Here is a 22,634-nt window from a genome sequence, read left to right on the forward strand (position 1 = left end):
AGGGCACGGAAATCCCTACGCAAACGTTTTCTTTTTCTGTTAGAATGCGCCCCGAACTGGACGACAGGGCGTAAAATCGTGGGATGTATATGGTCTGGATTGATTACGCCATTATTGCGGTAATTGGTTTTTCCTGTTTGGTTAGCCTTATCCGCGGCTTTGTTCGTGAAGCGTTATCGCTGGTGACATGGGGATGTGCCTTCTTTGTCGCCAGTCATTACTACACTTACCTGGCTGTCTGGTTCACGGGCTTTGAAGACGAACTGGTCCGAAATGGGATTGCTATCGCGATATTGTTTATCGCAACGCTTATCGTCGGCGCTATCGTTAACTATGTGATAGGCGCTCTGGTAGAGAAAACCGGTCTGTCAGGAACAGACAGGGTGTTGGGGATCTGTTTTGGCGCCCTGCGCGGCGTGCTGATCGTCTCCGCTATTCTGTTCTTTCTCGACAGCTTCACCGGTATGGCAAAAAGTGAAGACTGGCAAAAGTCTGAGCTTATCCCGCAGTTCAGTTTCGTTATCAGATGGTTCTTTGACTATCTGCAGAGCTCGTCAAGTTTCTTGCCCAAAGCATAAGCGTTGGGATGTAGCTTAACGAGGAAAAGACGTATGTGCGGTATTGTCGGTATCGCCGGTGTTATGCCGGTAAACCAGTCGATTTATGACGCGTTAACGGTGCTTCAGCATCGTGGGCAGGATGCCGCGGGCATCATCACCATTGATGCAAATAACTGCTTCCGTTTGCGTAAAGCCAACGGACTGGTGAGCGATGTGTTCGAAGCGCGCCACATGCAGCGTATGCAGGGAAATATGGGGATTGGCCACGTCCGTTACCCAACGGCAGGCAGTTCCAGCGCTTCTGAAGCGCAGCCTTTTTACGTTAACTCGCCGTACGGCATTACGTTGGCCCATAATGGCAACCTGACCAATGCCCACGAGCTGCGTCAAAAGCTGTTTGAAGAAAAACGCCGCCACATCAACACCACCTCCGATTCCGAAATTCTGCTCAATATCTTCGCCAGCGAGCTGGATAATTTCCGTCATTACCCGCTGGAAGCCGATAACATTTTCGCCGCGATTGCCGCGACGAACCGCCAGATCCGCGGCGCGTACGCCTGCGTGGCGATGATTATCGGCCACGGCATGGTCGCCTTCCGCGACCCGAACGGTATTCGTCCGCTGGTGCTCGGCAAGCGCGATATCGGCGATGGCCGCACCGAGTATATGGTCGCCTCCGAAAGTGTGGCGCTGGATACTCTGGGCTTTGAATTTCTGCGCGACGTCGCGCCGGGCGAAGCGGTTTACATCACCGAGAAAGGCCAGCTTTTTACCCGTCAGTGCGCGGAAAACCCGGTCAGCAACCCATGCCTGTTCGAATACGTCTATTTCGCGCGTCCGGACTCCTTTATCGACAAGATTTCCGTCTATAGCGCCCGCGTGAACATGGGCACGAAGCTTGGCGAGAAAATTGCCCGTGAGTGGGAAGATCTGGATATCGATGTCGTTATTCCGATCCCGGAAACCTCCTGCGATATCGCCCTGGAGATTGCCCGTATCCTTGATAAACCGTATCGTCAGGGCTTCGTCAAAAACCGCTATGTTGGTCGTACCTTTATCATGCCGGGCCAGCAGCTGCGCCGTAAATCCGTGCGCCGGAAGCTGAATGCCAACCGCGCCGAATTCCGTGATAAGAACGTGCTGCTGGTGGATGACTCTATCGTTCGCGGCACCACCTCTGAACAGATTATCGAAATGGCGCGCGAAGCGGGGGCGAAAAAGGTGTATCTGGCCTCCGCGGCGCCGGAAATTCGCTTCCCGAACGTCTACGGTATTGATATGCCGACCGCCAACGAGCTTATCGCCCACGGTCGCGAAGTTGACGAGATCCGCCAGATCATCGGCGCCGATGGCCTGATTTTCCAGGATCTGGACGATCTGATCGAAGCGGTACGCGCCGAGAACCCGGACATTCAACAGTTCGAGTGTTCTGTCTTTAACGGCGTGTACGTCACCAAAGACGTTGACCAACAGTATCTCGATTATCTTGATTCTCTGCGTAACGACGATGCGAAAGCGGTGCAACTGCAAACCGAAGTTGAAAACTTAGAGATGCATAACGAAGGCTAATTGGTCCCTTGTTGCTGGCCCGCCGTCTTTCGAAGACCGCGGGCCTTTTTATTTTTACCCGCCAGGTTGCGTCGGAGACTATAATCCGGCAAAGTCTGCGGCACTATGCGCAAGGGGTATAACATCGTGAAACGACTCATTATCGGCATTTCCGGCGCCAGCGGCGCGATTTACGGCGTACGACTGCTACAGGTGCTGCGTGACGTCGCGGAGGTCGAGACCCATCTGATAATGAGCCAGGCGGCGCGTCAGACGCTGTCGCTGGAAACCGACTACTCGCTGCGCGAAGTGCAGGCGCTGGCCGATGTGGTACACGACGCGCGCGATATCGCCGCCAGCATCTCCTCCGGCTCGTTTAAAACCAGCGGGATGGTTATTCTACCGTGCTCGATGAAAACGCTCTCCGGCATCGTCAATAGCTATACCGACGGCCTGCTGACCCGCGCAGCGGACGTGGTGTTAAAAGAGCGCCGCCCGCTGGTGCTTTGCGTACGCGAGACGCCGTTCCACCTTGGGCATCTGCGTTTAATGGTGCAGGCGGCGGAAATGGGCGCGGTGATCATGCCGCCGGTGCCGGCCTTCTATCATCGTCCCCAGACGCTGGACGATGTGATTAATCAGACGGTTAACCGGGTTATCGATCAGTTTGATATTGACCTGCCGCAGGACCTGTTTACCCGCTGGCAGGGCGGGGCCTGATGCACCCGTTTGGTGCATTTTATTTACCTTTGCCTTCCACTGGTGCATTTTTGTTGTCCTGATCAAATCCTCGACATTTAATTTGTTTTTTTGCGTTTTGCCGCTGCGGTTTATCCGTTAATGCTGGTATCTTCCCTTCTAAGACAATCTTGCAACTTTATATTAACAAATTTAACGCTGTTACCGGCACGCACCGGGAAAATGGCATAAAACCTGCAAGAACCGTCGGCAACACACATAACCAGACAGCGCACAACATAACAACATCACGACACTTAAGGGCTTTCTATGAAGAAGACGATCCTGGCTCTCTCGTTAATCATGGGAATCAGTAGCGCCGCCAGCGTATCTGCGGCGCTGCCGCAAAGTATCCGCATCGGCACCGATACCACCTATGCGCCTTTCTCGTCGAAGGATTCGAAGGGCAACTTTATTGGCTTTGACATCGATCTGGGCAATGAACTGTGCTCGCGTATCAAGGTGAAGTGCACCTGGGTGGGCAGCGATTTTGACGCGCTGATCCCCTCGCTGAAAGCGAAGAAAATCGACGCGATTATCTCGTCGCTGTCGATTACCGAAAAACGCCAGCAGGAGATTGCGTTCTCTGACAAGCTGTACGCGGCAGACTCTCGTCTGATCGCGGCAAAAGGCTCGCCGATTCAGCCGACGCTGGAGTCGCTGAAAGGCAAGCATGTTGGCGTACTGCAGGGCTCTACTCAGGAGGCCTATGCCAACGAACGCTGGCGCAGCCAGGGCGTGGATGTTGTCGCCTATGCCAACCAGGATCTGATCTATTCCGACCTCGCCGCCGGGCGTCTCGATGCGGCGCTGCAGGATGAAGTCGCGGCCAGCGAAGGTTTCCTCAAACAACCTGCCGGTAAAGATTACGCCTTTACCGGCCCTTCCGTTAAAGACAAAAAATACTTCGGCGATGGTACCGGCATCGGCCTGCGCAAAGAAGATGGCGAGCTGAAAGCCGCTTTCGACAAAGCGCTGGGTGAGATGCGTAAAGACGGCACCTACGACAAAATGGCGAAGAAATACTTCAACTTTAACGTCTACGGCGATTAAGACTGTAGCGGTCTGGTTATGCCAGGCCGCTCCATTGCGACGCGGTTATTGTTGCCCTTGATAGGTGCAAGCGGTTAATGGCTTGCACCAGAATGGGGCGATAGCGGTTTTTCTTTGTTCAGAAAGTGCATAGTTAAGCGTTTCTGATGCAAAAAAATCTGCTTTCATGCGCATTTTGCTTTGCCTTGGCAGGGCGAATAATGGCACGATAACTGGCGTAAGTGCTTCTAATAAACCCGTTAGAATGACAGTCTGTTGAGGAGAATTATGAAAAAACTGGCGTTGTCTCTTTCTTTGGCGCTGGCCCTTTCCAGCGTTTCCACGGTATTCGCAGCCATTCCACAGAAAATCCGTATTGGTACCGATCCTACTTATGCGCCGTTCGAATCGAAGAATGCGCAGGGTCAATTGATTGGTTTTGACATCGATCTGGCGAAAGAGCTGTGTAAGCGTATCAATACCCAATGTACCTTCGTTGAAAACCCGCTGGATGCGCTGATCCCCTCGTTAAAAGCGAAGAAAATCGATGCGATTATGTCCTCGTTGTCGATCACCGAAAAGCGCCAGCAGGAAATTGCTTTCACCGACAAACTTTATGCCGCTGATTCCCGTCTGGTGGTGAAAAAGGGCAGCGATATTACGCCAGACCTGAGCAAGCTGAAAGGCAAGCGCATTGGCGTGCTGCAGGGCACCACTCAGGAAACCTACGGCAACGAGCACTGGGCGCCGAAAGGCATTGAAATTGTCTCCTATCAGGGCCAGGACAATATCTATTCCGACCTGACCGCGGGCCGTATTGACGCCGCGTTCCAGGATGAGGTCGCCGCCAGCGAAGGTTTCCTCAAACAACCGATTGGCAAAGATTATCAGTTTGGCGGCCCGTCCATTAAGGATGAGAAGTTGTTTGGCGTCGGTACCGGCATGGGTCTGCGGAAAGACGACACCGAGCTGCGTGAGGCGCTAAATAAAGCTTTCGCCGAGATGCGTAAAGACGGCACTTACGACAAGCTGGCGAAGAAATATTTCGATTTTAACGTGTACGGCGACTAATCATCGTTAGTACCTCGCCGCACGCGTTTTCACGTGCGGCGATCGATGACAGACAGGGCAGACAGCATGCTGTACGGGTTCTCACAGGTTATTTTTCAGGGCGCGCTGGTCACCCTTGAGCTGGCGCTTAGCTCGGTGGTGCTGGCGGTCCTTATCGGGCTGGTGGGCGCGGGGGCGAAACTATCCGCCAACCGGCCTATGGCGCTGGTGTTTGAAGGCTATACCACGCTGATCCGCGGGGTGCCGGATCTGGTGCTGATGCTGCTGATTTTCTATGGGCTACAAATCGCCCTTAACAGCATCACCGATGCATTCGGCATGGCGCAATTTGATATTGATCCGATGATTGCCGGTATTATTACCCTCGGCTTTATCTATGGAGCGTACTTCACTGAAACCTTCCGCGGCGCGTTTCTGGCGGTGCCGAAAGGCCATATTGAAGCGGCGACGGCATTTGGCTTCAGCGGCTGGCAGACGTTCCGTCGCATCCTGTTTCCGGCGATGATGCGCTATGCGCTGCCCGGCATCGGCAACAACTGGCAGGTGATTCTCAAAGCCACCGCGCTGGTGTCGCTGCTCGGTCTGGAAGACGTGGTTAAGGCAACGCAACTGGCGGGCAAAAGTACCTGGCAGCCGTTCTATTTCGCTATCGTCTGCGGGGCGATCTATCTGGTGTTTACCACGATTTCCAATGGTGTGCTGCTGCTGCTTGAACGCCGCTACTCCGTGGGTGTGAAGAGGGCTGACCTGTGATTGAAATTATTCAGGAGTACTGGAAATCCCTGCTGTGGACCGACGGTTACCGTTTTACCGGCGTGGCGATCACCCTGTGGCTGTTGATTGCTTCAGTGGTGATGGGCGGCATCCTCGCGGTGTTTCTCGCCATCGGGCGCGTATCGAGCAATAAATACATCCAGTTTCCGATCTGGCTGTTTACCTATATTTTCCGCGGCACGCCGCTGTACGTGCAGCTGCTGGTGTTTTACTCCGGGATGTATACGCTGGAAATCGTCAAAGGCAGCGATCTGTTGAATGCGTTTTTCCGCAGCGGCCTGAACTGTACGGTATTGGCATTGACCTTAAATACCTGCGCCTACACCACCGAGATTTTTGCCGGGGCGATTCGTTCGGTGGCGCCGGGCGAGATTGAGGCCGCGCGGGCTTACGGCTTTTCGTCAGTTAAGCTGTACCGCTGCATTATTTTGCCCTCAGCGCTACGTATTGCGCTGCCCGCGTACAGTAACGAAGTCATTCTGATGCTGCACTCGACGGCGCTGGCGTTTACCGCCACGGTGCCGGATTTGCTGAAAATCGCGCGCGATATTAACTCGGCGACCTATCAGCCGTTTACCGCTTTCGGTATCGCCGCGGTACTGTACTTAATTATTTCGTATGTGCTGATTAGCTTGTTCCGCAAGGCGGAAAAGCGCTGGCTGCAGCATATCAAACCTTCTTCGACGCACTGAGAAAGCCATGACCGACAATAAATTAAGCGTTATCGATCTGCATAAACGTTACGGCGAGCACGAGGTGCTGAAAGGCGTCTCGCTGAAAGCGAAGGCCGGAGACGTGATTAGTATTATCGGCTCATCGGGTTCCGGTAAAAGTACCTTCCTGCGCTGCATTAACTTTCTTGAGAAGCCAAGCGAAGGAACGATTATCGTCAACGGGCAGAATATTGGCCTGGTGCGCGATAAAGACGGCCAGTTGAAGGTAGCGGATAAAAACCAGCTGCGTCTGCTGCGCACGCGACTGACGATGGTGTTCCAGCACTTCAACCTGTGGAGCCACATGACGGTACTGGAAAACGTCATGGAGGCGCCGATTCAGGTGCTCGGCCTCAACAAACAGGAAGCGCGCGAGCGGGCGGTGAAGTATCTGGCGAAAGTCGGCATCGATGAACGCCAGCAGATCAAATATCCGGTACATCTTTCCGGCGGTCAGCAGCAGCGCGTGTCCATCGCGCGGGCGCTGGCGATGGAGCCGGACGTACTGTTGTTTGATGAGCCGACCTCGGCACTTGATCCGGAGCTGGTGGGCGAAGTATTGCGTATTATGCAAAAACTGGCGGAAGAGGGGAAAACCATGGTGGTCGTCACCCACGAAATGGGCTTTGCCCGCCACGTCTCTTCACACGTGATTTTCCTCCATCAGGGAAGAATCGAAGAAGAAGGGCATCCCGACGAGCTGTTCGGCAACCCGAAAAGCCAGCGCCTGCAGCAGTTCCTTAAAGGTTCACTGAAGTAATCGCCTCTATCCCGGCGGGTTTGCTCGCCGGGAATGACTTAACGCTCCAGTCGGTAGATCCAATCATCGTAATCCACGCCGTTGAGGTGGTAGGCCTGTTCCAGCACCTGAATGCGTACAAAACCCAGCTTTTCCAGCAGCCGCGACGACCCCAGGTTATCTCCCAGCACCCAGGCATTAATGGCGTGGATGCCAAGGGTGGTAAAGCCGTAATCACAAATCGCGCGCAGCGCTTCGCTGGCGTAGCCCTGGCCCTGCGCTTGCGGCAGTAGCGCGTAGCCGACGTCGGCCTCGTGCGGATTTTTCGTACTGATGCGCAGACCAATATCTCCCAGCGGCGTGCCGGCCGAATCGCGCAACACAAAGACGCCGGTATCTTCGCAGCGGCATTCAAACACGCTGCGTAGCGCCGTTTCGCTTAACACCTCACCCATGTAACGCATGACGTCAGGATCCTGACGCAGACGCAGAAAAAAGGGCCAATCGGCCGGAGTGAAGCGGGAAAGCAACAGGCGGGGCGTTGTTATCGTAGTCATAAAGCGATTAATCAGCTAAAACGAAAGCCTACTTTACCACTATGCTGCGCCGGGTAACATGCTCGTCCTCGCGAATCAGCCCGTGGGTGACGTGGCGCTCAGACTCTGCAGGTAGCGCTGCACGCGGTGATTTTCAGGTGAACGGCGAAGCTGTAGCGCCAGGTTGAGGCTATCCAGCAGTTGGGCGTTAGCCACCATCGGCGAATCGGCGGCGATGCGCTTTTCCGCGACTAACCATTCAACGACGGATTTCCAGCGCCAGAGAGGGGAAGTGCCTTTCACACGCTGTACGGGGCCGGGAAACCGCCCGCTGCCGCGAGCGCCCTCTTTTAATAGCGCGATCGCCTGGCGGGAGACGCCGATAAGTTCGGCGATATCGCTCAGCCCGACCAATGTCGAATCGATGGACTCCACGCGGATATCTGGCAGCGCGGCGGTTTCTACATCGCGGATGGCGGACAGCGCCGCCTGTTCCAGCGATTGGCCCTCGCGATCGAACTCGAGGTAGACCGCGGTACCGTAAAAGCAGACCAGAGCGTCGCTACAGCCTGCGGCAAAGAGCGCATCTTCCAGTCCGGGCGTTTGACTGGTGACGCCGGACAGCGTCAGCGTAAAATTAAATATCGGCATCGTTTAGCGTTCCTTATGCGTGATGCGCGCGGTAGCCGGGATGGGACACCGTTCGACCATTCTGATTATTTGCCGGGCGTGGTTTTCAGGGACGGCGGGCGTCGACCAAATGCTCATCATATGTTCACGGTGTTCAGCCACGCCGCAGACGAGACGTCCAAAGCAATGAGCGCTTTTACCTGCAGGCAGCAATATCCACCCCCGCGCCAGCGCCGTGGCAATCGCCATCCTGATATGTTTGACCGGATGTTCCTTCATCGTTAAATCCTGCTCAGAATAAAAAGAGTGTTGACGGGTGTCAACGTGTTTTGAGGGTATATTCCTCGTCAGGACGTTATGGCAGGAGTATATTTTTGCGGTTGGAATGCGCTTCACAAGAAGCGTAGCAAGGAGAACGAGGAATTAACGATTTGCGAGGCGGCTTCCGCCCCTGGGAAGAGAACGGGGAGCCGTTACTCCCCGTTTATCTACCTAGCCCAACACATCCTTCAGCGCCTCTTCCAGATCGTACCAGCGGAAGCTAAAGCCGGCGGCTTCCAGGCGTTTTGGCAGCGCGCGCTGGCCGCCGAGCACCAGTACCGAGGATTCCCCCATCAGCAGGCGAATGGCGGCGGCGGGAACGCGGAAAATCGCCGGGCGATTAAGCGCGTGGCCGAGCGCGTGGGCAAACTGTTCGTTACGCACGGGATAGGGCGAGACCATATTGAACGGGCCGCGCAGATCGTTATCCAGCAGCCACAGAATACCGTTCACCATATCATCGATATGGATCCACGCCAGATACTGGCGACCGTCGCCGATAGGTCCGCCCAGGCCGAGCTTAAACGCGGGCGTCATTTTGGCCAGGATCCCGCCCCGCGGCGCTAAGACGACGCCGGTGCGCAACAGGCACACGCGCGTGCGATCGCTTTGCGCCTCACAGGCGATTTGCTCCCAGCGGGCGCAAAGTTTATGGGTAAATTCATTGTGCGGCGGCTCTTCCTCGGTCACCACGACTTCACCGAGATCGCCGTAATAGCCGGTAGCGGAACCGCTAATCAGCACGGAGGGTGGTGTTTCGCTGGCTTTAAATAACGCGACCAGCTGGCGGGTGATGTCCCAGCGGCTGTGGCACAGGCGCTCTTTTTGCTCTGCCGTCCAGCGCTTATCGGCGATCGGTTCACCGGCAAGGTTAATGACGGCGTCAAAGCCATCGAGGTTGTTTTGCCCCTCGAAACCGCGCCACAGCGTGACGCGGGGATCGAGACGGGCTTTCGCGCGTTCAGGGTTGCGGGTGGAAACCGTGAGTTGGTGCCCAAGTTCCAGCAGCCTGGTAATAAGATGCCGACCAATGAGCCCGGTACCGCCAGTGAGCAGGATTTTCATACCGCCTCCCTTACAAACGTTTTAGCGCCGCCAGCTCATAGTCATCGATACTGAGTCGGCATAGCGCAGCGCGTGAAGTTTATCGATCTCTACTTCAGCATAAGTGACCCAGTGATGTTCGCATGCGATATTGAGCACATCCTGGGTTAATTTTTCCAGCAGCGAGAAGCGGTTATTCTCGATATGGCTGATGATGCGTTTAGTAATGGTGCGATAGTTCAGGGCATCATTGATGTCTTCGCTGTCGCGAGCCTTATCGGCCGGATAGTGAATCACCACATTCACCAACACATCCTGACGGTTGGCGATCTCTTCCTCTTTGATTCCAATAAAAGTACGCAGGCGCAGGTTCTTAATACGAATAATGGCGTCTGGCTGAGACATTGCAGGCTTCCTCCGTGTAGTAATTTCCGCAATCATACATCAAAGCACGCCCTGCGAGCAGGGGATTAATACTGTTGCGTTTTGAGTAGCGCTTGTTGCGTTGCCGGGCGCTGGCGGATGCGTTCAAACCAGTTATGCACCGCCGGGAACTGGCTAAGATCGATGCGTTGGCGCTGGTGGGCGTTAATCCATGGCCAGCAGGCGATATCGGCGATACTGTAGTGCTCGCCGCCCAACCATGGACTGGCTTCAAGACGCCGGTTCATTACGCCATACAGACGCTGGCTTTCGACCTGATAGCGTTCAATGGCGTAGGGGACAGCCTGAGGCGCGTGATGGTTAAAGTGGTGGTTTTGCCCAAGCATCGGCCCCAGACCGCCGACCTGCCAGAACAGCCATTGCAGGGTGGTATGCCGTTCGCGCAGCTCTCCGCTCAGTAATTTTCCCGATTTTTCCGCCAGATAGAGCAGGATCTCTCCGGACTCAAACAGGCTTAACGGCGCGCCGCCGTCGACCGGAACGTGGTCAACGATCGCCGGGATCTTATTATTTGGCGAGATAGCCAGAAACTGCGGGCGAAACTGTTCACCTTTGCCGATATCGACGCGTATCAGGCGATAGGCCAGCTGCGCCTCTTCGAGAAAAAGAGTGATTTTGTGGCCGTTGGGGGTGGGTGCGTAGTAAAGATCGATCATGAGGTCTCCCGCCATCGAAGGTCGCAAACGTTTCGAGTATAGGCGACCTGCGCAATCGCGGGGCAAAGATTATATTGCGAAATCCTCATGCGGCTGCCAGTGACATCTTATAGCAGACCAGCTATGTTGATTTATCTCCCCCTGGCTTCATTGAGGATGTTATGAATCAGCCTGTTATTACCCTGTGGTCCGATGCCGATTTTTTCTCCCCCTATGTGATGTCCGTGTATGTGGCGCTGCAGGAAAAAAGCCTGCCGTTCACTCTTAAGACCGTCAATCTCGACAGCGGCGAGCATCTGCAGCCAGGCTGGAAGGGCTACTCCGCGACACGGCGCGTGCCGCTGCTGGAAGTGGATAATTTTTCGCTGAGCGAATCCTCGGCCATTACCGAATACCTTGATGAACGCTTTGCGCCGCCGGAGTGGGAGCGCTTGTATCCGCACGACCTGCAAAAACGCGCGCGGGCGCGGCAGGTGCAGGCCTGGCTGCGCAGCGATCTGATGCCCATACGCGAAGAACGTTCCACCGATGTGGTGTTTGGCGGTGTGAAGAAGCCGGCGCTGAGCGCCGCGGGGCAAACCAGCGCGGCTAAACTCTTTGCTACCGCCGGCGCGCTTTTGGCGCATGGCGGGCAGAATCTGTTTGGCGAATGGTGTATCGCCGATGCCGATCTTGCACTGATGCTAAACCGTCTGGTGCTGAACGGCGACGAGGTGCCGGAAGCGCTGGCGGACTACGCAACCTTCCAGTGGCAGCGGGCATCTGTTCAGCGTTATGCCGCACTGTCGGCTAAACGTAGCGGCTGATAAGCGCAGGCAGTTCCGTTATCATAGACAGACCGTATTGTCTGGTAAGGGGTTGATATGAAACTGATGTTCGCATCCGATATTCACGGCTCGCTGCCTGCGACCGAACGCGTTCTGGAACGCTTCGCGCAGAGCGGGGCGCAGTGGCTGGTTATCCTCGGCGATGTGCTTAATCACGGGCCGCGCAACGCGCTGCCGGAAGGGTATGCGCCGGCGCAGGTCGCCGAGCGGCTGAACAGCGTCGCGCAGCGGATTATCGCCGTCCGCGGTAACTGCGATAGCGAAGTCGATCAAATGCTGCTGCATTTCCCCATTACCGCCCCCTGGCAGCAGGTGCTCAGCGAACGCTACCGCCTGTTTCTGACCCACGGTCATCTCTATAGTCCTGATAATTTGCCGCCGCTCGTCGCTGGCGATGTACTGGCTTATGGTCATACTCATATTCCGGTTGCCGAGAAACGCGGCGATATTTTCCTCTTCAATCCTGGTTCTGTGAGCATCCCGAAAGGCGGCTTTGCCGCCAGCTACGGCATGCTGGAAGATGATCGGCTGCAGGTTTTCGCACTCAAAGATAATCAGGTTATTGCAGAGGCCGCAATTTACCCGTAATTTACCCCTCAATCGTAAAGACGCGCCGCGAGAGCGCTTAAAAGTAAGGTTTCCTGATGGCGGAACAGAAGCATTTGGCAAGCACAGAATGGGTCGATATTGTTAATGAAAACAATGAGGTGATAGCACAGTCCAGCCGCGAGCAGATGCGCGCGCAGTGTCTGCGTCACCGCGCGACCTATATTGTGGTTCATGATGGGATGGGCAAGATTCTGGTGCAGCGCCGTACCGAGAGCAAAGATTTCATGCCGGGCATGCTGGATGCGACCGCCGGCGGCGTGGTGCAGGCGGATGAACAGCTGCTGGACTCCGCGCGCCGCGAAGCGGAAGAAGAGCTGGGGATTGCGGGCGTGCCTTTTGCCGATCACGGCCAATTCTACTACGAAGATAAACACTGCCGCGTCTGGGGAAGCCTGTTTAGCTGTGTTTCTCATGGCCCGTTCGCCCTGCAGGAAGAAGAGGTCAGCGAAGTATGCTGGCTGACGCCGGAAGAGATCACCGCGCGCTGCGATGAGTTCACCGCCGATTCACTGAAAGCGCTGGCGCTGTGGATGACCCGTAACGCGGGCAATACCGGCCACGATCGCGACGAGCCGGAAGAAGACGAAGCGTAATTTCCTTTACGTGTTAGCGTCATAAAAAAGGCAGCCATTTGGCTGCCTTTTTTGTCTCAGCGGGAGATTATTTCTGCTGCTGAGAAGACTGAATCGCCGTCAGTGCGATGGTGTAGACGATATCGTCTACCAGCGCGCCGCGGGACAGGTCGTTTACCGGCTTACGCATACCCTGCAGCATCGGCCCGATGGAGATCAGGTCAGCGGAACGCTGTACGGCTTTGTAAGTGGTGTTACCGGTGTTCAGATCCGGGAAGATGAACACGGTCGCGCGTCCAGCTACCGGAGAGTTCGGCGCTTTGGACTTCGCTACGTCAGCCATCACTGCGGCATCATACTGCAGCGGACCGTCGATCATCAGGTCAGGACGTTTTTCCTGCGCCAGACGAGTCGCTTCGCGTACTTTTTCTACATCGCTACCTGCGCCGGAGGTGCCGGTGGAGTAGGAGAGCATCGCCACGCGCGGTTCGATACCGAAGGCAATCGCGGAATCAGCGGACTGAATCGCGATTTCCGCCAGCTGTTCTGCAGTCGGATCCGGGTTGATCGCGCAGTCGCCGTAAACGTAAACCTGTTCCGGCAGCAGCATGAAGAATACGGAAGAGACCAGCGAGCTGCCCGGCGCCGTTTTGATAAGCTGCAGCGGCGGACGGATGGTATTGGCGGTGGTGTGAACCGCGCCGGATACCAGGCCGTCAACTTCGTCTTGTTCCAGCATCAGGGTGCCGAGAACCACGTTATCTTCCAGCTGCTCGCGCGCAACCGCTTCGGTCATGCCTTTGTTCTTACGCAGTTCGACCAGACGCGCCACGTAGCTTTCGCGAACCACTTCCGGATCGACGATTTCAATACCAGCGCCCAGCTCTACGCCCTGAGAGGCCGCAACGCGGTTGATCTCATCCGGGTTACCCAGCAGCACGCAGGTAGCAATACCGCGCTCGGCGCAGATGGCCGCCGCTTTAACGGTACGCGGTTCGTCGCCTTCCGGCAGAACGACGCGTTTGCCCGCTTTACGCGCCAGCTCGGTCAGCTGGTAGCGGAAGGCCGGCGGAGACAGACGACGGCTGCGCTCGGAGGTCGCGGTCAGCGATTCGATCCAGTCGGCGTTGATGTAGTTGGCAACGTATTCCTGAACTTTCTCTATGCGCTCGTGATCGTCAACCGGTACTTCCAGGTTGAAGCTCTGCAGGCTCAGAGAGGTCTGCCAGGTGTTGGTGTTAACCATGAACACCGGCAGGCCGGTGGCGAAAGCGCGTTCGCACAGTTTGCTGATGCGCGCGTCCATTTCATAGCCGCCGGTCAGCAGGATAGCGCCGATTTCTACGCCGTTCATCGCCGCCAGGCAGGCCGCGACCAGTACGTCAGGACGGTCTGCGGAAGTCACCAGCAGAGAACCCGGACGGAAGTGCTCCAGCATGTGCGGAATGCTGCGCGCGCAGAAGGTTACGGACTTCACGCGGCGAGTATTGATGTCACCTTCGTTGATCACGGTCGCGTTCAGGTGATGCGCCATGTCGATAGCGCGCGTGGCGATCAGATCGAAGCTCCATGGCACCGCGCCCAGCACCGGCAGCGGGCTGCCGTTCTGCAGCTGGGCCGGGTCGATCTTCACGACTTTCGCTTTAGATGAGTCGTCGAAGATTTCGGACAGGTCAGGGCGGGTACGGCCTTGTTCATCAACCGGAGCATTCAGTTTGTTAACGATAACGCCAGTGATGCTGGTGTTCTTCGCGCCGCCGAAGCTGTTGCGAGTCAGTTCAATACGCTCGTTCAGCTGTTCCGGGGTATCGGTGCCCTGGGACATCACGAAGACGATTTCCGCGTTAAGCGTTTTCGCGATTTCGTAGTTCAGAGACTGAGCGAACTGGTGTTTACGGGTCGGGACCAGGCCTTCAACCAGCACCACTTCAGCATCCTGAGTGTTGGCATGGTAGTTGGCGATGATTTCTTCCATCAGCACGTCTTTCTGGTTGCTGGACAGCAGCGACTCAACGTGGCTCATGTTCATCGGCTCAGCGGCAGTCGTCGTTGAAGAGCTGGCGCGAACGATGGTGGTAGTCTGGTCTGGAGTATCGCCACCGGAACGCGGCTGGGCGATAGGTTTAAAGACGCTCAGGCGAACGCCTTTGCGTTCCATAGCGCGGATAACACCGAGGCTGACGCTGGTCAGGCCTACGCTGGTTCCGGTAGGGATCAGCATGATAGTACGGGACACGATATATCCTCTTTCGTTACCGCCAGTTTTAGGCGGGATACAAAACAGCACCGCCAGCTTACCGTCATGCTTCAAGTGGTAACTCGAAGACGTCAGGGTTATCGCTGGCGGTGTGGAATTAAGCGGTCAGACGGTGTGCGTCTTGAGCGATAACCAGCTCTTCGTTGGTCGGGATAACCACGGCAGGGCGGGTGCCTTCTTTGTTGATGAAGCCAGACTTACCGAAACGGGCAGCCAGGTTACGCTCGTGATCAACTTCGAAGCCCAGAACGCCCAGTTTACCCAGGGACAGTTCACGAACCATCGCGGCGTTTTCACCGATACCACCGGTGAAGATAACCGCGTCCAGACGACCGTCCATCAGCGCGGTGTAAGAACCGATGTATTTCGCCAGGCGGTGGCAGTAAACGTCCATTGCGCGCTTAGCGTCAGCTTTATCCGCGTAGTTGTCTTCAACGTAGCGGCAGTCGCTGGTGACTTCGGTCAGACCCAGCAGGCCGGACTCTTTGGTCAGCATTTTGTTGATAGCATCTACGCTCATACCCAGCGCGTCGTGCAGGTGGAAAATGATCGCCGGGTCGATATCGCCAGAGCGAGTACCCATCACCAGACCTTCCAGCGGGGTCAGACCCATGGAGGTATCAACGCATTTACCGTTACGGATAGCGGAAACGGAACCACCGTTGCCGAGGTGGCAGGTGATGATGTTCAGTTCTTCAACCGGCTTGTTCAGTACCTTAGCGGCTTCCTGAGTCACATAGTAGTGGCTGGTGCCGTGCGCGCCGTAACGACGTACGCCGTGCTCTTTGTACAGGCTGTACGGCAGGGCGTACAGGTAGGACTCTTCCGGCATGGTCTGATGGAACGCGGTGTCGAACACGGCAACGTTCTTGTCTTTCAGGTGCGGGAAGGATTTCAGCGCTTCAGCGATACCGATCAGGTGCGCCGGGTTGTGCAGCGGTGCGAAGGAAGCGGAGTCTTTGATGCCCTGAATAACGGAATCGTCGATGACAACGGAACTGGTGTATTTTTCACCGCCGTGAACGATACGATGGCCAATTGCGGTCAGCTGTGCTGACAGTTCTGGTTTTTGTGCCAGAATAGTGTTAACGATAAAGTTCAGCGCTTCACTGTGAGCGGCGCCTGCGCCTAACTCAGCTTCGTGTTTGCCGCCGTCCATTTTCCATTTGATACGGGCTTCAGGAAGATGGAAACATTCGGCTAAACCGGAGAGATATTCGTCACCGTTAACGGCATCCAGGATAGCAAATTTCAGGGAAGAGCTACCGCAGTTCAGAACCAGTACTAACTTACTCGACATGGAAGTACCTTTTATGATACGTGGCTAAAAAAACATCAGTGTGTCACAAAGCGTAGCGCAGGATGACATCGACATTTATGATTAACATCATGCCTTGTTCTGTTTTCTGGCACGATGAGGGAAGTACATATGATTTTATGTCATTTTGCATAATTTTCCGCCAGCAGCAGAATATGCGATAATTTGACTAACCTGGTAAAAGGGTCTAACCGCCCTCTCAGGTGGGCACAGGATACCTGATTGCCGCATCCATTGCCAAAATCTTTTGAACGTTGTCATGCACAGTTGGTGTTTTGCACGAAAATTTTAAGTTTTATATGTAAAGTTGAGGTATAGCCATGTCGACCCCTGAGAATCGCCCCGTTAGCTTTTTCAGCTTGTTTCGTCGCGGGCAGCACTATGCGAAGACCTGGCCCCTCGATAAGCGATTGGCGCCGGTGTTTGTCGAAAACCGCATTATTCGCGCTACCCGCTACGCGATTCGCATCATGCCGCCGGTTGCGGTCTTCACCTTATGCTGGCAGATAGCGCTCGGCGGCCAGCTTGGCCCGGCCGTCGCCACCGCGTTGTTTGCCTTAAGCCTGCCGATGCAGGGACTGTGGTGGTTGGGCAAGCGTTCCGTGACGCCATTACCGCCATCAATATTGAACTGGTTTTATGAAGTGCGCGGCAAATTACAAGAGGCCGGGCAGGCGTTAGCGCCGGTTGACGGCAAGCCGGATTACCAGGCGTTGGCTGACACGCTTAAGCGCGCCTTCAAACAACTGGATAAAACTTTCCTTGATGATTTGTAATTCCATACGGAAAACGCATATAAAAGAAGGCGCATGATTTATGCGCCTTCTTTATTTCACGCCGTAAGTGCTACAGGAGTCAAAAATGGAAATGACCAATGCGCAGCGTCTGATTTTGTCCAATCAGTACAAGATGATGACTATGCTCGACCCGGACAACGCCGAACGTTACCGCCGTCTACAGACCATCATCGAGCGTGGATATGGGCTGCAAATGCGCGAGCTGGACCGCGAATTTGGCCAACTGACGGAAGAAACCTGCCGGACCATTATCGATATCATGGAGATGTACCACGCGCTGCACGTTTCGTGGACCAACCTGAAGGACGCCTCCGCTATCGATGAACGTCGGGTGACCTTCCTTGGTTTTGACGTCGCCACCGAGGCCCGCTATCTCGGCTACGTGCGCTTTATGGTCAATGTAGAAGGGCGCTATAGCCACTTCGATGCCGGTACTCACGGCTTTAACTCGCAGACGCCGATGTGGGAAAAATACCAGCGTATGCTGGCCGCCTGGCACTCCTGCCCGCGCCAGTATCACTTGAGTAGTAACGAAATTAACCAAATTATCAATGCCTGATGGAGGTGCCCGTGCAGTGTAAAGGTTTCCTGTTCGATCTCGACGGGACGCTGGTGGATTCTTTGCCGGTGGTCGAGCGTTCATGGTGTAAATGGGGCGATCGTTTCGGCATTCCGCACGATGAGATTCTCGGTTTCATTCACGGTAAACAGGCCATCACTTCGATTCGTCATTTTATGCCGGGGCGCAGCGAAGAGGATATTCAGGCCGAGTTCCGCTTCCTTGAGCAGATTGAAGCCACCGATATCGACGGCATTGTCGCACTGCCGGGCGCGTTAAGCTTGCTGAATACGCTTAATGAAGCGGGGATCCCGTGGGCTATCGTGACTTCGGGTTCCATTCCGGTTGCTCACGCCCGCCACCGCGCGGCAGGTCTGCCGATGCCGAAAGTGTTCGTTACCGCCGAGCAGGTGAAGAAGGGGAAACCGGCGCCGGATGCCTATCTGCTCGGCGCCGAACTGCTGGGCATACCGGCACAACAGTGCGCGGTGGTGGAAGATGCGCCGGCGGGGCTGCTTTCCGGGCTGGCTGCCGGATGCCGCACCATCGCCGTCAACGTTCCGGCCGATGCGCCGCGCCTTGATGAGGCCGATCTGGTGCTGACGACCCTCGAAAGCTTGCGCATTGAGCGGCAGGCGGATGGCAATGTTCAGGTGAATCTTAAAGCATAATCTCATGACTTAGCCCCGCGTTGCCGGGGCTTTTTGTGCCACAATTTCGGCTCCCTCTTCAGACAAGGATAAGTTGTGAACGGTGAATTGATTTGGGTGTTATCGCTACTGGCCATCGCGGTTGTCTTGTTTGCGACCGGCAAGGTGCGCATGGATGCCATCGCGCTGATGGTGATAGTTGCGTTTGTGCTTAGCGGTACCTTAACCCTCAGCGAAGCCTTCTCCGGCTTTAGCGATCCGAACGTTATTCTCATTGCTGCTTTATTTATCATTGGCGACGGCCTGGTGCGCACCGGCGTGGCGACTAAAATGGGCTCCTGGCTGGTCAAGGTTGCCGGCAATAGCGAAACCAAAATGCTGGTCTACCTGATGCTCACCGTTGCCGGACTGGGGGCGTTTATGAGCTCAACCGGCGTAGTGGCGATATTTATTCCGGTAGTGCTCAGCGTCTCGCTGCGTATGAATACCTCGCCGTCGCGGCTGATGATGCCGCTAAGCTTCGCCGGGCTGATTAGCGGCATGATGACGCTGGTGGCGACGCCGCCGAACCTGGTGGTCAACAGTGAGCTGCTGCGCGAGGGGTTGCATGGCTTCAGCTTCTTCAGCGTGACCCCGATTGGCCTGGTGGTGCTGGTGTTGGGTATCGTCTATATGCTGGTGATGCGCTTTATGCTGAAGGGCGAAGATGACAGCGCCGCCCGCGATGGCCGCAAGAAAAGCACCTTCCGCGATTTAATCAAAGAGTACCACCTCACCGGTAGGGCGCGCCGGCTGGCGATTCGTCCGGGCTCGCCGATGATCGGCCAGCGGCTTGATGATTTAAAGCTGCGTGAACGCTACTGCGCCAACGTTATCGGCGTCGAACGCTGGCGGCGTTTTCGCCGGGTGATCGTCAACGTTAACGGGGTGTCGGAGTTTCGCGCCCGCGACGTGTTGCTGATCGATATGTCGGCATCCGACGTCGATCTGCGGCAGTTTTGCGGCGAGCAGATGCTTGAGCCGATGGTGCTGCGCGGCGAATACTTTTCCGACCAGGCGCTGGACGTCGGTATGGCGGAAGTTTCGTTAATCCCTGACTCAGAGCTTATCGGCAAAACGGTGCGCGAGATGGCCTTCCGTACCCGTTTTGGTCTGAATATCGTTGGCCTGAAGCGCGATGGTAAAGCGCTCGACGGCGCGGTAGTCGATGAACAACTCCAGTTAGGCGACATTATGCTGGTAGTTGGCAACTGGCGGCAGATAGCCATGCTGGCAAAACGCGGCCGCGATTTTGTGGTGCTGAATATGCCGGTAGAGGTCAACGATGCTTCGCCCGCGCACAGCCAGGCGCCGCACGCCATTTTCTGCCTGGTGTTAATGGTAGCGCTGATGCTTACCGATGAAATCCCCAACCCTATCGCCGCAATCATCGCCTGCCTGTTGATGGGCAAGTTTCGCTGTATTAACGCCGAGAGCGCCTATAAGGCGATCCACTGGCCGAGCATCATTTTGATCGTGGGTATGATGCCCTTCGCCCTGGCGTTGCAGAAAACCGGCGGCGTGGATTTAGTGGTGCAGGGATTAATGGACGTCGCCGGAAGTAAAGGCCCCTATTTGATGCTGGGTTGTTTGTTTGTGATGTGCGCGGCGATTGGTCTGTTTATCTCGAATACCGCGACGGCGGTGCTGATGGCGCCAATTGCTCTGGCGGCGGCGAAATCGATGGGAGTATCGCCATATCCTTTTGCCATGGTGGTGGCGATGGCGGCTTCGGCGGCGTTTATGACCCCGGTCTCTTCACCGGTTAATACGCTGGTGCTCGGACCCGGTAAATATTCGTTCAGTGATTTTGTCAAAATCGGTGTGCCCTTCACCGTACTGGTGATGGTGGTCTGCGTACTGCTGATCCCGGTACTCTTTCCGTTTTAATTCATTCAGGCCGGGCAGGGGCTGCCCGGCCTGAATATTAAAGCGGTGAATCCTGGCTGATTTCATCGAGCGACAGCTGGAAGCTCGGGACAAATACCTGCATAAAGTAATCCATCTCCGGGCTACGGCGCGACTCCAGCGTTTTTTCCAGCCGACCTTTCGCCAGCAGAAATTCGTTATTGCCGGCAGAAAGCTCTTCAAGACATTTCAGATAGGCGCACAGGGCGTCGGCCTGCTTCACAATCGACTGCTCTTCTTCGCTGTAATGGTGTTCATCAATCAGGGGCTCAAAGATATCGCGCAGCTCATCGGGAACCATATCGACCAGTTTTTGCTGAGCGATTTTTTCAATCGCCTTATATTCCTGGGCAATCTGCGAATTGAAATATTTCACCGGCGTGGGCAGATCGCCGGTGAGGACCTCGGAGGCATCGTGATACATCGCCAGCAGGGCAATGCGTTCGGCGTTGACCTGGCCGCCAAACTTGCGGTTCTTAATTGCCGCCAGCGCATGGGCGACCATCGCCACCTGCAAACTGTGCTCGGAGACGTTCTCGGTGCGCACATTGCGCATCAAAGGCCAGCGGTTAATTAGTTTCAGGCGGGAGAGGTGGGCAAAGAAATGACTCTGACTCATAGGAACCCTTAAGCAGTGACAACATCGGGTTCCATTGTGCGCAGGGATCGCCGCCGGATGCAAATACCGGCGGCGGCGCGATTAAAGCTGATGATAGCCGGAGAGGAAGCGCCCGAAGCGGGAAATCGCCATTTCCAGGTCATCTTCACGCGGCAGGGTGACGATACGTACGTGATCCGGCCACGGCCAGTTGAAGGCGGTACCCTGGACCAGCAGCACTTTCTCCTGCAGCAGGAAATCGAGCACCATTTTCTGGTCATCGTGGATATTAAAGCGTTTGGCGTCGATTTTCGGGAACATATACAGCGCGCCTTTTGGCTTGACGCAGGAGACGCCCGGGATCTCGTTGATTAACTCCCAGGCGCGGTTACGTTGCTCATACAAGCGCCCGCCCGGAATGATAAACTCGCTAATGCTCTGATAGCCGCCTAGCGCGGTTTGGATAGCGTGTTGCGCCGGGACGTTGGCGCACAGGCGCATCGAGGCCAGCATTTCCAGCCCTTCGATATAGCCTTTGGCGTGCTTTTTCGGCCCGTTCAGCACCATCCAGCCCTGGCGGAAACCAGCGACGCGATAGGTCTTCGACAGCCCGTTGAAGGTGACGGTTAACATATCCGGCGCCAGCGCGGCGATAGAGTGATGTTCGGCGTCGTCATACAGGATCTTGTCGTAGATTTCGTCGGCGAAAATAATCAGGTTGTGCTGACGGGCGATCTCGACGATCTCCTGCAGCAGCTCTTTGGAATAAACGGCGCCCGTTGGGTTATTCGGGTTAATGATGACGATCCCGCGGGTGCGTGGCGTAATTTTGGCGCGGATATCGTCGAGATCCGGGAACCAGTCTGAGGATTCGTCGCACAGATAGTGCACCGCTTTGCCGCTGGAAAGCGAGACCGCCGCGGTCCACAGCGGGTAGTCCGGGGCTGGAACCAGCATTTCGTCGCCGCTGTTGAGCAGCGCCTGCATGGCCTGGACTATCAGCTCAGAAACGCCGTTACCGATATAGATATCTTCCACGGTAACATCGCGCATTCCGCGCGCCTGGTAGTGCTGCATAATTGCTTTACGGGCGGAATAGAGACCTTTTGAGTCGCTGTAGCCCTGGGCGGTCGGCAGATTGCGGATAACGTCGACGAGGATTTCGTCAGGCGCATCAAAGCCGAACGGCGCCGGGTTGCCGATATTCAGCTTGAGTACTTTGTTGCCTTCTTCTTCAAGGCGTTTCGCTTCCTTCAGAACCGGACCGCGGATGTCATAACAGACATTCTCTAACTTGCTGGATTTTTCGATAGGGGACATGAACCTTTGACCTTTTAGCTGTTATCGCCACTCCCTGCCGTGGAAGTCAGCACGGAACAATGTACTCCGCATCCCCGCTGTTTTGAAGGGTTAACAGGAGAAGATTTTGCGAATGGTATTTTTTTAGAGTAATGAATTTATCTGTGTAATGGCGTTATTCTTTATATAATGTGCCTGATATGGGTTTTGGAATGGTTTTATGTTGCGCATATTGCGCAGATACATGGATATTTATCTGGTTTGTTGCTGATGGAAAAAGCGGGTTGCCTGAATTTTAACCGCTAAAAGACACTATGCTAATAAGAAAGAGGGTGCTGATAACTGTAGCAACTATGTTAATTTTTTTTAATAAAACATGCCAATTAATGAATCAG

General features: G+C 55.3%; 25 protein-coding genes and 1 pseudogene. 15 read left to right on the plus strand and 11 right to left on the minus strand.

The window, feature by feature from the left end:
* Positions 1–89 precede the first annotated feature (89 nt).
* The 3 genes from cvpA (at position 90) to ABLV66_RS07420 (ending at position 2,828) form a co-directional block, all read left to right on the plus strand.
* Positions 90–578, plus strand: coding sequence for a colicin V production protein (gene cvpA / locus ABLV66_RS07410; RefSeq protein ID WP_015706172.1), 489 nt, complete (start codon positions 90–92; stop codon positions 576–578).
* A gap of 33 nt (positions 579–611) precedes the next feature.
* Positions 612–2,129, plus strand: coding sequence for an amidophosphoribosyltransferase (gene purF / locus ABLV66_RS07415; protein WP_047043320.1), 1,518 nt, complete (start codon positions 612–614; stop codon positions 2,127–2,129).
* Between the two features lie 126 nt (positions 2,130–2,255).
* Positions 2,256–2,828: a UbiX family flavin prenyltransferase gene (locus ABLV66_RS07420; RefSeq protein WP_047043317.1), complete on the plus strand. Its 573-nt coding sequence runs from the start codon at positions 2,256–2,258 to the stop codon at positions 2,826–2,828.
* A 110-nt stretch (positions 2,829–2,938) separates the two neighbouring features.
* On the opposite strand, the gene ABLV66_RS07425 is transcribed toward ABLV66_RS07420, so the two are convergent.
* Positions 2,939–3,067 carry a hypothetical protein gene (locus tag ABLV66_RS07425; protein WP_161801912.1) on the minus strand — a complete coding sequence of 43 codons (129 nt, stop codon included), beginning with the start codon at positions 3,065–3,067 and terminating at the stop codon, positions 2,939–2,941.
* 49 nt (positions 3,068–3,116) lie between these two features.
* Here ABLV66_RS07425 and argT point away from each other — a divergent pair, with 49 nt between their 5' ends.
* The 5 genes from argT (at position 3,117) to hisP (ending at position 7,196) form a co-directional block, all read left to right on the plus strand.
* Positions 3,117–3,899 (plus strand): lysine/arginine/ornithine ABC transporter substrate-binding protein ArgT, encoded by a 783-nt coding sequence (argT, locus tag ABLV66_RS07430; RefSeq protein ID WP_348876098.1) that lies wholly within the window; start codon positions 3,117–3,119, stop codon positions 3,897–3,899.
* 267 nt (positions 3,900–4,166) lie between these two features.
* Positions 4,167–4,949 (plus strand): histidine ABC transporter substrate-binding protein HisJ, encoded by a 783-nt coding sequence (gene hisJ / locus ABLV66_RS07435; protein WP_015365563.1) that lies wholly within the window; start codon positions 4,167–4,169, stop codon positions 4,947–4,949.
* A gap of 66 nt (positions 4,950–5,015) precedes the next feature.
* Positions 5,016–5,702: a histidine ABC transporter permease HisQ gene (locus ABLV66_RS07440; protein ID WP_045391496.1), complete on the plus strand. Its 687-nt coding sequence runs from the start codon at positions 5,016–5,018 to the stop codon at positions 5,700–5,702.
* Complete coding sequence (locus tag ABLV66_RS07445) at positions 5,699–6,415, plus strand: ABC transporter permease (RefSeq protein ID WP_015365565.1); 717 nt, start codon at positions 5,699–5,701, stop codon at positions 6,413–6,415. The genes ABLV66_RS07440 and ABLV66_RS07445 overlap by 4 nt, the downstream gene beginning before the upstream one ends.
* Positions 6,416–6,422: 7 nt before the next feature.
* Positions 6,423–7,196 (plus strand): histidine ABC transporter ATP-binding protein HisP, encoded by a 774-nt coding sequence (gene hisP / locus ABLV66_RS07450; RefSeq protein WP_015365566.1) that lies wholly within the window; start codon positions 6,423–6,425, stop codon positions 7,194–7,196.
* Here hisP and ABLV66_RS07455 read toward each other — a convergent pair.
* From ABLV66_RS07455 to yfcG, 6 genes and pseudogenes are all read right to left on the minus strand, one after another.
* Positions 7,177–7,732, minus strand: a pseudogene (locus tag ABLV66_RS07455) (GNAT family N-acetyltransferase). The gene hisP and the pseudogene ABLV66_RS07455 sit on opposite strands and share 20 nt — an antisense overlap.
* 75 nt (positions 7,733–7,807) lie before the next feature.
* Entirely contained in the window at positions 7,808–8,362 is a 555-nt protein-coding gene (locus ABLV66_RS07460; protein ID WP_320482568.1) for a DNA-binding protein, read from the minus strand.
* A 3-nt stretch (positions 8,363–8,365) separates the two neighbouring features.
* The gene (locus ABLV66_RS07465) at positions 8,366–8,620 is read right to left on the minus strand and encodes a hypothetical protein (protein ID WP_348876097.1); all 255 of its coding nucleotides are present in this window, start codon (positions 8,618–8,620) and stop codon (positions 8,366–8,368) included.
* Positions 8,621–8,833: 213 nt separating this feature from the next.
* Positions 8,834–9,727: a TIGR01777 family oxidoreductase gene (locus ABLV66_RS07470; RefSeq protein ID WP_045391489.1), complete on the minus strand. Its 894-nt coding sequence runs from the start codon at positions 9,725–9,727 to the stop codon at positions 8,834–8,836.
* 21 nt (positions 9,728–9,748) lie between these two features.
* Positions 9,749–10,111 (minus strand): dihydroneopterin triphosphate 2'-epimerase, encoded by a 363-nt coding sequence (gene folX / locus ABLV66_RS07475; RefSeq protein ID WP_015365570.1) that lies wholly within the window; start codon positions 10,109–10,111, stop codon positions 9,749–9,751.
* Between the two features lie 65 nt (positions 10,112–10,176).
* Complete coding sequence (gene yfcG, locus ABLV66_RS07480) at positions 10,177–10,806, minus strand: GSH-dependent disulfide bond oxidoreductase (protein ID WP_047043304.1); 630 nt, start codon at positions 10,804–10,806, stop codon at positions 10,177–10,179.
* Between the two features lie 161 nt (positions 10,807–10,967).
* Between yfcG and yfcF the strand changes: the two genes are divergently transcribed.
* The 3 genes from yfcF to yfcD are packed head-to-tail and all read left to right on the plus strand — an operon-like array spanning position 10,968 to position 12,835.
* Entirely contained in the window at positions 10,968–11,612 is a 645-nt protein-coding gene (gene yfcF, locus ABLV66_RS07485; protein WP_047043298.1) for a glutathione transferase, read from the plus strand.
* Positions 11,613–11,669: 57 nt separating this feature from the next.
* Positions 11,670–12,221 (plus strand): phosphodiesterase, encoded by a 552-nt coding sequence (gene yfcE, locus ABLV66_RS07490; RefSeq protein WP_348876095.1) that lies wholly within the window; start codon positions 11,670–11,672, stop codon positions 12,219–12,221.
* 56 nt (positions 12,222–12,277) lie between these two features.
* A complete protein-coding gene (gene yfcD, locus ABLV66_RS07495; protein ID WP_015365574.1) occupies positions 12,278–12,835 on the plus strand; it encodes an NUDIX hydrolase YfcD in 558 nt (185 codons plus the stop codon).
* A gap of 67 nt (positions 12,836–12,902) precedes the next feature.
* On the opposite strand, the gene pta is transcribed toward yfcD, so the two are convergent.
* Both pta and ackA read right to left on the minus strand, forming a co-directional pair.
* Positions 12,903–15,050 carry a phosphate acetyltransferase gene (gene pta / locus ABLV66_RS07500; protein WP_026612251.1) on the minus strand — a complete coding sequence of 716 codons (2,148 nt, stop codon included), beginning with the start codon at positions 15,048–15,050 and terminating at the stop codon, positions 12,903–12,905.
* A gap of 118 nt (positions 15,051–15,168) precedes the next feature.
* The gene (gene ackA / locus ABLV66_RS07505; protein WP_045391478.1) at positions 15,169–16,371 is read right to left on the minus strand and encodes an acetate kinase; all 1,203 of its coding nucleotides are present in this window, start codon (positions 16,369–16,371) and stop codon (positions 15,169–15,171) included.
* A gap of 338 nt (positions 16,372–16,709) precedes the next feature.
* On the opposite strand from ackA, the gene yfbV reads away from it, so the two are divergent.
* The 4 genes from yfbV (at position 16,710) to ABLV66_RS07525 (ending at position 20,324) form a co-directional block, all read left to right on the plus strand.
* On the plus strand, positions 16,710–17,165 hold the full coding sequence (gene yfbV, locus ABLV66_RS07510) for a terminus macrodomain insulation protein YfbV (RefSeq protein WP_045391475.1): 456 nt from the start codon (positions 16,710–16,712) through the stop codon (positions 17,163–17,165).
* An 85-nt stretch (positions 17,166–17,250) separates the two neighbouring features.
* Positions 17,251–17,745 (plus strand): YfbU family protein, encoded by a 495-nt coding sequence (locus ABLV66_RS07515; RefSeq protein ID WP_045391472.1) that lies wholly within the window; start codon positions 17,251–17,253, stop codon positions 17,743–17,745.
* Between the two features lie 11 nt (positions 17,746–17,756).
* Complete coding sequence (locus ABLV66_RS07520; RefSeq protein ID WP_047043353.1) at positions 17,757–18,416, plus strand: sugar phosphatase; 660 nt, start codon at positions 17,757–17,759, stop codon at positions 18,414–18,416.
* 75 nt (positions 18,417–18,491) lie between these two features.
* Complete coding sequence (locus tag ABLV66_RS07525; RefSeq protein ID WP_045391469.1) at positions 18,492–20,324, plus strand: SLC13 family permease; 1,833 nt, start codon at positions 18,492–18,494, stop codon at positions 20,322–20,324.
* Between the two features lie 37 nt (positions 20,325–20,361).
* Here the strand turns inward: ABLV66_RS07525 and yfbR are convergent, their stop codons facing one another.
* Together yfbR and alaA are read right to left on the minus strand one after the other, a co-directional pair.
* Positions 20,362–20,961: a 5'-deoxynucleotidase gene (yfbR, locus tag ABLV66_RS07530; RefSeq protein ID WP_032712094.1), complete on the minus strand. Its 600-nt coding sequence runs from the start codon at positions 20,959–20,961 to the stop codon at positions 20,362–20,364.
* Positions 20,962–21,042: 81 nt separating this feature from the next.
* Positions 21,043–22,260, minus strand: coding sequence for an alanine transaminase AlaA (gene alaA, locus ABLV66_RS07535; protein ID WP_015365583.1), 1,218 nt, complete (start codon positions 22,258–22,260; stop codon positions 21,043–21,045).
* Between the last annotated feature and the right edge of the window lie 374 nt (positions 22,261–22,634).

The sequence above is a fragment of the Klebsiella sp. CN_Kp073 genome (assembly GCF_040065495.2).
Lineage (GTDB): Bacteria > Pseudomonadota > Gammaproteobacteria > Enterobacterales > Enterobacteriaceae > Klebsiella > Klebsiella aerogenes.